The 12,999-nt window shown below is 70.6% G+C and carries 12 protein-coding genes; 7 read left to right on the top strand and 5 right to left on the bottom strand.

From position 1 onward, the window contains the following. The first annotated feature begins 418 nt into the window (after positions 1-418). Positions 419-1,939, top strand: coding sequence for an SDR family NAD(P)-dependent oxidoreductase (locus DW298_RS05325; protein WP_136041419.1), 1,521 nt, complete (start codon positions 419-421; stop codon positions 1,937-1,939). Positions 1,940-2,068: 129 nt separating this feature from the next. Here DW298_RS05325 and DW298_RS05320 read toward each other — a convergent pair whose 3' ends face one another. Next, a complete protein-coding gene (locus DW298_RS05320; protein WP_136041418.1) occupies positions 2,069-2,407 on the bottom strand; it encodes a helix-turn-helix domain-containing protein in 339 nt (112 codons plus the stop codon). Between the two features lie 77 nt (positions 2,408-2,484). Here DW298_RS05320 and DW298_RS05315 point away from each other — a divergent pair, with 77 nt between their 5' ends. Further along, positions 2,485-3,141, top strand: a complete 657-nt coding sequence (locus tag DW298_RS05315; protein ID WP_136041417.1) for an NAD(P)H-dependent oxidoreductase — start codon at positions 2,485-2,487, stop codon at positions 3,139-3,141. A gap of 200 nt (positions 3,142-3,341) precedes the next feature. Here the strand turns inward: DW298_RS05315 and DW298_RS05310 are convergent, their stop codons facing one another. Then, positions 3,342-4,409: a HAMP domain-containing sensor histidine kinase gene (locus DW298_RS05310; RefSeq protein ID WP_136041416.1), complete on the bottom strand. Its 1,068-nt coding sequence runs from the start codon at positions 4,407-4,409 to the stop codon at positions 3,342-3,344. Positions 4,410-4,419: 10 nt separating this feature from the next. Further along, complete coding sequence (locus tag DW298_RS05305; protein WP_136041415.1) at positions 4,420-5,091, bottom strand: response regulator transcription factor; 672 nt, start codon at positions 5,089-5,091, stop codon at positions 4,420-4,422. A gap of 88 nt (positions 5,092-5,179) precedes the next feature. On the opposite strand from DW298_RS05305, the gene DW298_RS05300 reads away from it, so the two are divergent. From DW298_RS05300 to DW298_RS05280, 5 genes are read left to right on the top strand one after another with little or no spacing between them, the layout of a single operon-like run. Continuing rightward, on the top strand, positions 5,180-5,848 hold the full coding sequence (locus DW298_RS05300) for a M15 family metallopeptidase (RefSeq protein WP_136041414.1): 669 nt from the start codon (positions 5,180-5,182) through the stop codon (positions 5,846-5,848). After that, positions 5,845-6,969: an alanine racemase gene (alr, locus tag DW298_RS05295; protein ID WP_136041413.1), complete on the top strand. Its 1,125-nt coding sequence runs from the start codon at positions 5,845-5,847 to the stop codon at positions 6,967-6,969. Before DW298_RS05300 ends, alr begins: the two co-directional genes overlap by 4 nt. Then, on the top strand, positions 6,966-7,916 hold the full coding sequence (locus DW298_RS05290) for a D-alanine--D-alanine ligase (protein ID WP_136041412.1): 951 nt from the start codon (positions 6,966-6,968) through the stop codon (positions 7,914-7,916). The genes alr and DW298_RS05290 overlap by 4 nt, the downstream gene beginning before the upstream one ends. Continuing rightward, positions 7,913-8,953 (top strand): acyltransferase family protein, encoded by a 1,041-nt coding sequence (locus DW298_RS05285; RefSeq protein WP_136041411.1) that lies wholly within the window; start codon positions 7,913-7,915, stop codon positions 8,951-8,953. The genes DW298_RS05290 and DW298_RS05285 overlap by 4 nt, the downstream gene beginning before the upstream one ends. A gap of 40 nt (positions 8,954-8,993) precedes the next feature. Then, positions 8,994-9,383 carry a VOC family protein gene (locus DW298_RS05280; RefSeq protein WP_136041410.1) on the top strand — a complete coding sequence of 130 codons (390 nt, stop codon included), beginning with the start codon at positions 8,994-8,996 and terminating at the stop codon, positions 9,381-9,383. 118 nt (positions 9,384-9,501) lie between these two features. Here DW298_RS05280 and DW298_RS05275 read toward each other — a convergent pair whose 3' ends face one another. Then, positions 9,502-12,051, bottom strand: coding sequence for a DEAD/DEAH box helicase (locus DW298_RS05275; RefSeq protein ID WP_136041409.1), 2,550 nt, complete (start codon positions 12,049-12,051; stop codon positions 9,502-9,504). Between the two features lie 215 nt (positions 12,052-12,266). Then, entirely contained in the window at positions 12,267-12,977 is a 711-nt protein-coding gene (gene deoD, locus DW298_RS05270; RefSeq protein ID WP_136041408.1) for a purine-nucleoside phosphorylase, read from the bottom strand. Positions 12,978-12,999 lie beyond the last annotated feature (22 nt).

Here is a 12,999-nt window from a genome sequence, read left to right as displayed (position 1 = left end):
GTCGCGCTGCCGCGCTCCGCGCTGCCGCGCGTCGCGCTGCCGCGCTCCGCGCTGCCGCGCGCGTCGGTCCGGGTCGCGTCTAGGGTGTCGAGTGCACGGGTTCGTGTCGAGTGCATGGGTTTCCTGCGTCGACAAGCCGTGCGCTCGGCACCAAGCCGTGCACTCGGCATGGACAGAGCAGCGGTGGCGGCGGCGAGGGGGGCGGGGCGGATGCTTCCGCGTCGCGCTGCGTCTCCGCGCGTCGCGTCTCTCCGTGCGCATCGCATCTCGCCGAGTGCACGGGTTCTTGTCGAGTGCACGGCTTCCCTGCGCGGACAAGCCGTGCACTCGACGACAAGCCGTGCACTCGGCAGCGGGGTGGATGCCGGGGAACAGGGGGCGGGGCATACCCCCAGGACACTCGCGTAAAATCGGCACAATGACCGACGCCCCCTCCGACGCAGCACCCGACCTCGGACCGGGCGTCGACCCCGACGATCTCGCCACGACTCTTCGCGTGCTGGCCGAGCTGCACCAGATCGACAACGAGCATCCGGACTTCGTCGCCGTGCGCCACGCGACCGCGGCGATGTTCAAGGCCGTCAAGCGCGTGCGGCGCAAGGAGATCCGCGACGCGATCGCCGAGGCCGACAAGGCCGTGGTCGCCCGCACGGCCACGGGAGCGCCCGACCGCATCGACGACGAGACCCGCGGCAACGACCTCGCCACCAGTGTCGTCGACGCCCCGATCGCGGGCGAGCTGCTCAAGCCCCGCAACTGCTACATCTGCAAGCAGCCGTACACGCAGGTGGATGCCTTCTACCACCAGCTCTGCCCGGACTGCGCGCGTTTCAGCCACGGCAAGCGCAACGCCCGCACCGACCTCACCGGCAAGCGTGCCCTGCTCACGGGCGGCCGCGCCAAGATCGGCATGCACATCGCGCTGCGGCTGCTGCGCGACGGAGCACACACGACCATCACGACCCGGTTCCCGCGCGATGCCGTGCGCCGCTTCGCTGCCCTTCCCGACTCGGCCGATTGGCTGCACCGTCTGCGCGTCGTCGGCATCGACCTGCGCGACCCCGCTCAGGTGATCGGGCTCGCCGACTCGGTCGCGGCTCAGGGCCCGCTCGACATCCTGATCAACAACGCCGCCCAGACCGTTCGCCGCTCGCCGGGTGCCTACTCGCTGCTGGCGGATGCCGAGCTGCAGCCGCTTCCCGACGGTCCGCTGCCCGAGATGGAGACGTTCGGGCACACCGCCGATCCGCACCCCCAGGCGCTGCAGGCATCGGTCGATGCGCATCCGCTGCTCTCGGTCGCGGCCCTCGGTGGCACGGTCGCCGAGCAGGGCGGCCAGGCGCTCACAGCCGAAGACCTCGCACGCCTCGCGATGGCTCCCGGATCGTCGTCGCTCGAGAAGCACGCCGACGGCACGGCCATCGACGCCGGCGGACTCGTTCCCGATGTGAACCGGGTCAACAGCTGGGTGCAGTCGATCGAGCAGGTCGATCCGCTGGAGATGCTCGAGGTGCAACTGGCCAACACGACCGCACCGTTCCTGCTGATCAGCCGGCTGCGCGCGTCGATGGCGGCATCCGACTCGCACCGCAAGTACGTGGTGAACGTGTCGGCCATGGAGGGGCAGTTCTCCCGCCGCTACAAGGGCCCCGGGCACCCGCACACGAACATGGCGAAGGCCGCGCTCAACATGCTCACCCGCACCAGCGCGGGCGAGATGCTCGAGAAAGACGGCATCCTGATGACCGCCGTCGACACCGGATGGATCACCGACGAGCGCCCGCACTACACGAAGGTGCGACTCGCTGAGGAGGGCTTCCACGCCCCGCTCGACCTGGTCGACGGCGCGGCTCGCGTGTACGACCCGATCGTGCGCGGCGAGGCCGGCGAAGACATCCACGGCGTGTTCCTGAAGGACTACGAGCCCAGCCCCTGGTGACGGCCTGTATGTCCTCCCCGCGGTTCATCCGTCGGGAGGATTCACGGATGTCGGGCGGGAACGCGGTTTCCTGACCCGCATCCGGGCGAACTCCCGACAAACGGCACAGCGACGGTGCCGCCGGGGGCGTCAGTGCGCGCGTGCGGCGAGGTTGGCGGAGGCCCAGCGGCCGAGGTCGTCGAGGATCGGCAGCAGCCCTTCGCCGCTGGCGGTGAGGGCGTAGGACACCGTGATCGGCGGGCCGGCGTCGACCGTGCGCGCGACGAGACCGGCATCGGCGAGTTCGGCCAGGCGGTCGGAGAGCACGGTGTCGCTGATTCCCGCGACCGCGCGGCGCAGCGCGACGAAGGTCGAAGGGCCACCGCCGAGCGTCGACACGATCATCCCGTTCCACCGCTTGCCGAGCACGCTGAAGGCCAGTGTGACGGCGGCGTCACACACCTGACGTTCTTCCTCGACCTCGGCCATGCACACATCCTACCCGTGCTACGTTAACCGGTGTTGCTAATAAAAACCTAGCGACTACGAAAACGAGAGGTAGGCCCATGTCCCTGTTCCGCCTGGATGCCAGCATCCTTCCCGCGTCGTCCGCCAGCCGCGCGCTCGCCGACCTCGTCGAGGCCGAGTGGACCGCGTCCCACCCCGACTCGACCGTCACCCGCCGCGACCTGGCGAGCGACCCCGTACCCGCGACCGCCTGGGCGGATGCCGTCACCGGCGGTTTCGTCGACGAGGCCCAGCGCACTCCCGCGCAGAACGACGCCCGCGCGCTCGCGACCTCGTTCGCCGATGAGCTGATCGGCGCCGATGCCCTGCTGTTCGCCGTGCCGCTGTACAACTACGGCGTCTCGCAGCACTTCAAGACCTGGTTCGACCTGGCATACACCGACCCGCGCATCGACCCGACCGGCACCGCGCTGAACGGCAAGCCCGCGACGCTCGTCACCGTGCTCGGCGGCAACTACGCGCCCGGCTCGCCCAAGGAGGGCTGGGACCACTCGACCGGCTGGCTGCGCCGCGTGCTCGAAGACGTCTGGGGCCTCGACCTGCGCGTCGTGCAGCGTCCCTTCACCCTGGTGGGCGTGAACCCGGCGCTCGACGCCTTCGCCGACACCGCACGCGAGCTCAAGGAGAACGCCGAGGCCGACGCCCGCACCTTCGGCCGCGAGCTCGCCGCGACGCGCGACCCCCGCGTGGCCTGAGCCGCGGCATCCGGGCCGGTTCACCTTGCCCGGGTCCGACTTGCCCGGGTCCACTTGTCGGGCTCCACTTGTCGGGAGAATGTCCGGATGTCGGACCGGAAACCGCGTTCCGGTCCGACATCCGTGAAAACCCCCGACAGGTGAACCTCGGGGCACCGGGCGGGACGGACCGCGACGGACGGATGCCGGACCGCCGGGAGTCAGGCGGGTACGGACGCCGGGTACGGATGCGGCAGCCACACCGTCACGATCAGGCCGCCGTCCGGGCGCGGGGTGAGCACCAGGGTGCCGCCGTGCGCCTGGGTGATGCGGTCGACGATCGCGAGGCCGAGGCCCGCCCCGGCATGATCGTCGTCGCGGGTGCGCTCGGCCCCGCGCTGGAACGGCTCGACGAGGGTCGCCACGAGAGGTGCCGGCAGCACCTCGCCGGTGTTCTCGACCACCAGCGCGACCGCCTCGGGCATCGCGTGCGTGCGCACGGCCACGGCCCCACCGGACGACAGGTTGTGCACGATCGCGTTGAGCACGAGGTTGGTGACCAGCTGCGGCAGCAGTGCCGCCGACCCGAGCACCGGCGCGGGCGCACCGCCCACCTCCACAGCCACGCCACGTCGGTCGGCGAGCGGCAGCAGTGCTTCCACCGCCCCCTCGGCGAGGAGGGAGAGGTCGACGATCTCGCGCGGGAACGTCCGGCGGTCGGCGCGGCTCAGCAGCAGCAGCGCCTCGGTGAGTTCGATCGCCCGGGTGTTCACCTCGCGCAGACGCGCGATCAGGGCGTCGACATCCCGGTCAGGATCGGCTTCGGCGACCTCGAGCAGGGTCTGCGAGATCGCGAGCGGGGTTCGCAGCTCGTGCGAGGCGTTCGCCGCGAACCGCTGCTGCTCGGCGACGTGCGCCTCGAGCTGCTCGAGCATCGAGTCGAAGACGTCGGCCAGATCGCGGAACTCGTCGCGGGGGCCCGCGAGCGCGACCCGGTGCGACAGCGACCCCTGCGCGGCGAGACGGGCCGCGTCTCCGATGCGGTCGAGCGGCGCCAGCATCCGTCCGGCGAGCAGCCAGCCTGCGCCGAGTCCGAACGCGAGCAGCACCAGCATGACCATCGAGGCCACCGGCACGAAGGCCCGACTGAGGTCGCCGCGATTGGGGAAGAAGTCGACGGTGTCCGGCACGTAGCGCAGCAGGAAGAGTCCGACCGCGGCGAGGAGCAGACCGCCGGACACCACCACGATCACCGCGTAGCTCAGCGTGAGTTTGAGGCGGGCGCTCATCCCGCGGCGCCTAGGCATCGGCATCCGTCCCGATCCGGTAGCCGACTCCGGGCACGGTCAGGATCAGCCACGGCTCGCCCAGGCGCTTGCGCAGCGACGACACCGTGATGCGCACGGCGTTCGTGAACGGGTCGGCGTTCTCGTCCCAGGCCCGCTCGAGCAGCTCCTCGGCACTGACCACCCCGCCCTCGGCGTCGACCAGCACCTCCAGCACGGCGAACTGCTTGCGGGTGAGGGCGACGTAGCGGTCGTCGCGGTACACCTCGCGGCGGAACGGGTCCAGGCGGAGCCCTGCGACCTCGAGCACCGGCGGTCTGCTGCGCTGTCGGCGGCGGTCGAGGGCGCGCAGTCGCAGCACCAGCTCGCGGAGTTCGAACGGCTTGGTCAGGTAGTCGTCGGCGCCGATCTCGAAGCCGCTCGCCTTGTCGTCGAGGCGGTCGGCGGCGGTCAGCATCAGGATCGGGATGCCGCTGCCGGAGGCGACGATCCACCGGGCGATGTCGTCGCCGGACGGGCCGGGCACATCGCGGTCGAGTACGGCGAGGTCGTAGGAGTTGATGCTCAGCAGCTCCAGGGCGGTGTCGCCGTCGCCGGCGATGTCGGCCGCGATCGCCTCCAGGCGCAGGCCGTCGCGGACCGCCTCGGCGAGGTAGGGCTCGTCCTCGACGATCAGCACACGCATGGGTCAGATCCTACGCAGTGCGACATATCGGGAGCATATGGAAAAGCGCATACGCCCTCGCAACCGGCGGGATCCTTCACTGGGAAGCATGAACACCCGCACCATCCCCCGCCTCCCGAGAGCGCGGCGCCGCCGTCGATTCGTCGTCGTGGCCGTCGCTCTCGCCCTCGCCGTGATCGTCGTGTTCGCGGTGCAGCAGTCGCTGTCCGTCGCGTTCGCCGACGCCGCACGCACCGGTCCGCTGCCGGGCCTCACGCCCGTGCCGAACGGAGGTGTCACCGGCTCGGTCATCGCGCCGAGCGAGGCCGACGGCGTGATCCGCGACGGCGACCAGCCGACCGTGTTCGACGTGGACAGGGTGGCGGTCGGCAACCTCGATCCCGACCTGCTCGCGGCTCTGCAGCGAGCGGCATCCGATGCCGAGGACGACGGCATCACGTTCCGTGTGAACAGCGGATGGCGCACGCCCGCCCTGCAGGAGCGGATGCTGCAGGACGCGATCGTGCAGTACGGATCGGAGGCCGAGGCCAGGCGCTGGGTGGCCACGCCCGAGACCTCGGAGCACGTGACGGGCGACGCCGTGGACCTGGGCCCGCTGCCCGCGCTCGACTGGCTCGCGCAGCGGGGGTGGCGCTACGGGCTCTGCCAGATCTACGCCAACGAGACCTGGCACTACGAACTGCGTCCGGATGCCGTCGACGAGGGCTGCCCCGAGATGCTCGCCGACCCGACCGCCGATCCGAGGACGAAGCGATGACCACTCTTCTCGCCCCCGAGCGTGTGACGCTCTCGCGCCTGCACGCACCGACCCTGCAGACGATCCCGGATGCCGTCGCCGAGAATCTGCGGCGGGTGCGGGCCGCGACGACCGCGCGCATCATGGCCGTGGTCAAGGCCGACGGCTACGGGCACGGTGCCGTCACCGTCGCGCGGGCCGCGGTCGACGCCGGCGCCGAGTGGCTCGGTGTCACGAATGTGGCCGAAGCCGTCGCGCTCCGCCAGGCCGGTCTCACGGTGCCGATCCTCTCCTGGTTGAACCCCTCTGGCGTGGATGCGGCCGCCGCAGCCGCGCACCGCGTGGACATCGCGGTCGGCTCGATCGAGGAGCTGCGTCAGCTGATCGCGGATGCCGCCGACCCGGTGCGCGTGCACCTGCAGCTCGACACGGGGATGGCCCGTGGTGGCGCACCGCTGGAGGAGTGGCCGGAACTGCTCCGGCTCGCGCGCACCGGTCGGGGGCGGGTGGACGTCGTCGGAGTGATGGGGCATCTGCCGCGGGCGGACGAGGCCGATCCCGCGGCGAACGCGGCGGCGGTGCGGGGCATGCGGCACGGGCGGGATGCGGTGCTGCGGGCGGGCTTCGGTCCGGTGCTCGTGCATCTCGCCGCGACGTCGGGGGCGCTGACGGATCCGGCGACGCACTTCGACCTGGTGCGGGTCGGAGCCGGTCTGGTGGGGATCGACCCCTCCGAGACGACCGTGCTCGCCGGGGCATCACGGTGGACCGCACCCGTGGTGCACAGCGCCCTCGTGCCGGCCGGGACCGCGGTCGGCTACGGCGGTGCGCACACGACCGACCGGGAGACGCACCTGAGCGTGGTCGGCGTCGGGTACGCCGACGGCATTCCGCGCGAGCTCTCCCCGGGCGCCGGGGTGGAGATCGGCGGGGTGCGGCATCCGATCGTGGGGAGGATCTCCATGGACCAGATCGTCGTCGACACCGGTTCCGCGCTGTTCCCGCGCGGTGCCGTCGCCACAGTGTTCGGGCCGGAGGGTGGGGCGGTGCCGTCGGTGCAGGAGTGGGCGCGGTGGGCGGGCACCATCCCGCACACCATCGTCACCGGCATCGGTGCACGAGTGCAGAGGAGTGTGGCATGACGACGAAGGTGCTGGTCATCGGGGGTGGGCAGAACGCCGAGCACGAGGTCTCCCTGGCATCCGCGGCGGCGGTGGCCGCGGCGCTGCGGATGGGCGATCACGACGTGACGACCGTGACGATCGACCGCGACGGGATCTGGCGCGTCGACGGGCGCCCGAACGGGGGATCGGCGGCCGAGTCGCTCGCGCTCGCGCTGCCGCTGCTCACCCGCACCGACGTGGTCTTCCCCGCGGTGCACGGTGCTCTGGGCGAAGACGGTGCCCTCGCGGCCCTGTGTGCGCTCGCCGGAGTGCGTGTGGTCGGGTCGGGGCTGCGGGCGGGAGCCATCGGCATGGACAAGTGGACGACCAAGCTCGTCGCGGATGCCGTGGGCCTCGGCACCGCCCGCGGTCGACTGGTCGCGGCCGACGACATCGGCGATGTGGAGTTCGAGGGGGAGGTCGTGGTCAAGCCCGTGTCGGCGGGGTCGAGTCACGGAGTGGGTCTCGTGACGGAGGAGGGGCAGCTGCTCGCGGCGCTGCGGGAGGCGGCGCGCTTCGATCGCCGCATCCTCGTCGAGGAGGTCGTGCGGGGGCGGGAGATCGACGTGGCGGTGCTGCGCGAGAAGGGCGGCATCCGGTGGGCGGCGCCGCCGCTGGAGATCCACGCGACCGGGCTCTTCGACACGGCCACCAAGTACGACGGCAGTGCGCGATTCACGGTGCCGGCGCAGCTGGAGGCCGCCGACGCGGGCGCGCTCAAACGGGCCGCGATCGCCGTGTTCGATGCGCTCGGGTGCGACGGCGTCGCGCGCATGGACTTCTTCCTCACCGACCGCGGTCCGGTGCTGAACGAGGTCAACACGATGCCGGGGCTCACCGCCGCCTCGCAGGTGCCGCGCATGTTCGACGCGGCGGGCGTGACGTACGTCGACCTGGTCTCGCGACTCGTGCGCGCGGCCTCGTGACCACGCCTGCGCCACGGGTCGGATGGCCGGATGTCGCGAAGGGCATCTGCATCCTGCTCGTCGTGCTCTGGCACGTGGTCACGAAGGTCGCGGTCGGCCTCCCCGGTGCGGGTCCGGTGACGGATGCCTGGGTGATGCTCAACGCCCAGCTGCTGCCGCTGCGTATCCCGCTGTTCTTCCTGGTCTCCGGGATGTTCGCGGCGCGGGCGGTGCTCGACGTGGACGGCGGCTCCTGGCGGCGACGGGCCGGGCGGCTCGCGCTGCTCTACCTGGTGTGGGTGCTCATCCAGACGGTCGTGCTCGCGCTGGCACCGGAGTTCGACACGGCTCGGGCGACCAGCGGGTGGGAGCTGCTCGCGCAGCTCACCATCAGTCCGACGAACCTCTGGTACCTGCTCGCGCTCGCCGTGTACCTCGCGGTCGGGCGGGCGGCGCGCGGGCTCCCGACCGCCGTGGTGCTGCCGGTCGCGTTCGTCATCGCGGCGGTCGCCGGTGCAGGCGTGCTCCCCGATCTCGGCAACCTGTGGCAGCTGGTGCAGAACCTGTTCTTCTTCCTCGTCGGGCTGCGACTGCGGGCTGTCGTCGAACGCTTCGCGATGGGGAGCGGGGTCGGGGTGCTGCTCGCGCTCGCCGCCGGGTACGCGGGAGCGCTCGCGGTGGTCTCGGTGCTCGGCATCCGCCTCGTGCCCGGCACATGGCCGCTGCTCTGCCTGGTCGCGGTGGCGTTCGGGGTGTCGCTCAGCGTGCTCCTCGACCGGCACGTCGGGGCCGTCGCGCGACCGCTGCGCTGGATCGGGCGGCGGACCCTGCCGATCTACGTGCTGCACATGATGCCCCTCGCGCTGATCGATGCGGGGCTGCACGCTGCCGGATGGCGGACGACGCCGGTGCTCGAGGCCGTCGTCCCGGTCGTGCTGACCGCGGTGGTGATCGCGATCTGTCTGGGGGTGCATGCGCTGCTCGTGCGCTGCGGCCTCGGAGTGCTGTTCGATCCGCTGCGTGCGACCGACCGGCTCACGGCCCGCATCCGTCGATGACCCCCTCGACAACCGCCGGGCGACGGCGGACCATGGAGTCATGGCGGCCTTCACAGCGGACAACGCATTCAGCGGATTCAGCGTCGACGACATCGACGCGGCGAAAGAGTTCTACGGCACGACCCTCGGCCTCGACGTCGAGGTCAACGCGATGGGGTTCCTCGACCTGCGGCTGCCCAGCGGCGGGTCGATCCTCGTGTACTCGAAGCCGAACCACACGCCGGCGAGCTTCACCATCCTGAACTTCCCGGTGGCGGATGTCGACGCCGCGGTGGACGAGCTCATCGCGCGGGGCGTGCAGACGAAGATCTACAGCGACGACGAGTTCCCCTCCGACTCCCGCGGCATCGTCCGCGGCAACGGGCAGGGGCCGGACATCGCGTGGTTCCGCGATCCCGCCGGGAATGTGCTCGCTGTCATGCAGGCGTGATCCGGGGCTGAAGGGCAACACCTCTGGGCGGAGAACTCCGCATCGGGAGGTGATCCTCCCGCGAAACATCCGCCCATGAGGGAGATGTCCGCCCACGCGGTGGTGGCGCTCCGGAGCGCTACAGCCGGTCCACGCCCGTCACGGTAACGACGGCCTGACCTGCTTCGTCGGAGGCAGCCAGGTCGATCGTCGCGGTGATGCCCCAGTCGTGGTCGCCGGCGGGGTCGTCGAAGATCTGTCGCGCGGTCCAGGCCGTGGCACCCTCGGTGAGGATGAGCAGCTTCGAGCTGCGGGCATCTCCGCCGGTGAGGATCTCGTCGTGGTCGGCGTAGTACCCGTCGAGCGCATCCGACCAGGCGTCGGCGCCGAAACCGGGGTCGAGCTCGGCCAGGGCGTCCACGTCTTCTCGCGCCGCGAGCTGCACCCGGCGGAACAGCTCGTTGCGCACCAGGATGCGGAAGGCGCGGATGTTGCTCGTGAGGCGCTTGGGGGCCGGGGGGACGATCGGCTCGTCAGGCGCGTGCGGATCGAAGCGGCCGTTGTCGACCCCGGCGATCAGCTCTTCCCACTCGTCGAGCAGGCTGGAGTCGACCTGGCGCACCAGCTCGCCGAGCCACTCGATGAGGTCGCGGAGGTCTTCGTCCTTGAACTCCTCCGGGATGGTCTGCGAGGCCGCGCGGTAGGCGTCGGAGAGGTAGCGCAGCACCACGCCTTCGGAGCGCGCGATCTTGTAGTAGGCGACATATTCCCCGAACGACATGGCCCGCTCGTACATGTCGCGCACGACCGACTTCGGGTGCAGCTCGAAGTCGCGGATCCACGGCTGCGCGGCGCTGAACGTCTCGAATGCCGCTGTCAGCAGCTCGTCGAGCGGTTTCGGGTACGTGATCTGCTCGAGCAGCTCCATCCGCTCGTCGTACTCGATACCCTCGGATTTCATCGCGGCGACCGCTTCGCCGCGGGCGAGGAACTCCTGCTGGCTGAGCACGGCACGAGGATCGTCGAGGGTCGACTCCACGATCGAGATCATGTCGAGGGCGTACGAACCGGTGCCAACCCCCTGGGTCGCTGAGCTGGTCGAAGCGTCGGGGTCGAGCAGCTCGAACGCGGCGAGGGCGAACGGCGACAGCGGCTGGTTGAGCGCGAAGTTCGGCTGCAGGTCGACCGTGAGGCGGATGTCGCCCTCCGGAGTCTTCTCGACGATGCCCGATTCGCGAAGCGTGCGGTAGATGCCGATGGCGCGGAGCGCGAGTTCGCGCTGCCGTTTCCGCGGCTCATGGTTGTCGTATACCAGCGAGCGCATATTCGCGAAGACATCGCCGCCGCGCGCGATCACGTTGAGCATCATGGCGCTCGTGATCTGCATGTGAGAGGTCAGCGTCTCGGGCACCGCGTCGATGAGCTTGCGGAACGACGGCTCGCCCCACGAGACGAAGCCGTCGGGCGCCTTCTTGCGGACGATCTTGCGCTTCTTCTTCGGGTCGTCGCCGGCCTTCTTCACCGCGGCGACGTTCTCGCTCTCGTGCTCCGGAGCCTGGGCGACGACCGTCCCGGCGGTGTCGTACCCCGCCCGCCCGGCGCGACCGGCGATCTGATGGAACTCGCGGGCGTTCAGCTGCCGCATCCGGGTGCCGTCGAACTTCGTCAGCGCGGTGAGCAGCACGGTGCGGATCGGCACGTTGATGCCGACGCCGAGGGTGTCGGTGCCGCAGATGACGCGCAGCAGTCCGCGCTGGGCGAGCTGCTCGACCAGACGACGGTACTTCGGCAGCATGCCGGCGTGGTGCACGCCGATCCCGGCGCGGAGGAAACGCGAGAGCGTCTTGCCGAACGCGGTCGTGAAGCGGAACTCGGCGATCAGTGCCGCGATCGCATCGCGCTGCTCACGGGTGGCGACCTTCGTGCTGGACAGCGCCTGCGCCCGCTCCATGGCCGCAGCCTGCGAGAAGTGCACGACGTAGATCGGCGCCTGCCCGGTGTTCAGCAGGTCGTCGATGGTCTCGTGGATCGGCGTGGTCTCGTAGAAGAAGTGCAGGGGGACGGGGCGCTCGACGCCGGTCACGGTCGCCGTCTCGCGGCCGGTGCGGCGGGTGAGGTCGGCGGCGAGCTCGGTCACGTCGCCGAGGGTCGCCGACATCAGGATGAACTGCGCCTGCGGCAGCTCGAGCAGCGGCACCTGCCAGGCCCACCCGCGGTCGGGGTCGGCGTAGAAGTGGAACTCGTCCATCACGACCTGGCCGACGTCGGCATCCGTGCCCTGGCGCAGCGAGAGGTTCGCGAGGATCTCGGCGGTGCAGCAGATGATCGGGGCATCGGCGTTGACCGAGGAGTCGCCCGTGACCATGCCGACGTTCTCGGCGCCGAAGACATCGACCAGCGCGAAGAACTTCTCGCTCACGAGCGCCTTGATCGGGGCGGTGTAGTAGCTGCGCCGGCCGGCGATGAGGGCGGCGAAGTGCGCGCCGATCGCGACGAGCGACTTCCCGGTCCCGGTGGGAGTGGAGAGGATCAGGTTGTTGCCGGAGACGATCTCGATGACCGCCTCGTCCTGCGCGGGGTAGAGGCTGATGCCGGTCGACTCCGCCCATTCGACGAAGGCGAGGTAGACGGCATCCGGATCCGCGGCGTCCGGAACGAGGGCGGGATCGAGCCGCGGTGGGGAAGTCATGGTCCTTCGATCATCCCCCATGCGCGTGCGCACTGCGTCTCACCCCTCCTGCGCCGGCCGCATCAGGCAATCGTGCGAGATCAGGAGGATATGCCGCTGGATTGCCTGATGCGGCGGTTTCGCCTGATCTCGCTGACCGGCCGAACGGCCAGGCGCGGCGAATCGCGCGGGGGAGGAACGGTGCCGCGCTCGGCGGGGGAGCAACGGATGCCGCGCTACGCGGTCGCGGCGCGCAGGGCGATGCGGATCATGTCGCCGAAGGTCTGCTCGCGCTCCTGCGCTGTGGTCTCCTCGCCCGTGACGATGTGGTCGCTGACCGTGCAGATCGCGAGGGCGCGCCGACCGTAGTACGCTGCGAGCGTGTAGAGCCCGGCCGCTTCCATCTCGACGCCGAGGATGCCGTGCTGCACGAACGGCTCCGTGAGCTCGGGACGGGTGCTGTAGAACTGGTCGCTCGAGAACAGCTGCCCGACATGCACGGTCGACTCGAGGCCTTCCGCCTCGCTCGCCTCCACGGCCGCGCGCAGGAGGCCGAAGTCCGCGACCGGCGCGTAGTCGAGCCCGTGGAAGCGCACGCGGTTGATGCCGGAATCCGTGGACGCGCCGTTGGCGATGATGATGTCGCGCACCTTGACGCGCTCGGTCAGCGCCCCGCACGACCCGACCCGCACGATCGTCTGCACGTCGTAGGAGTCGAACAGCTCGTTCGCGTAGATCGCCATAGACGGCTGGCCCATGCCCGAACCCTGCACCGAGATGCGGTGCCCCTCCCAGGTGCCGGTGAAACCCAGCATGCCCCGGGTCTCGGAGTACAGCTCGGCGTCGTCGAGGAACGTCTCGGCGATCCACTTCGCTCGCAGCGGGTCGCCGGGGAACAGGACGATGGGGGCGATCTGGCCGGGCTCTGCGGCGATGTGCGTGCTCATGGCCCCAGCGTAGCCAGCGACT

This window comes from Microbacterium sp. A20 (genome assembly GCF_004794515.1).
Taxonomy (GTDB): Bacteria; Actinomycetota; Actinomycetes; order Actinomycetales; family Microbacteriaceae; genus Microbacterium.
Note: the sequence above shows the minus strand (reverse complement) of the source record. Positions and strands in the feature narration are given on the sequence as shown.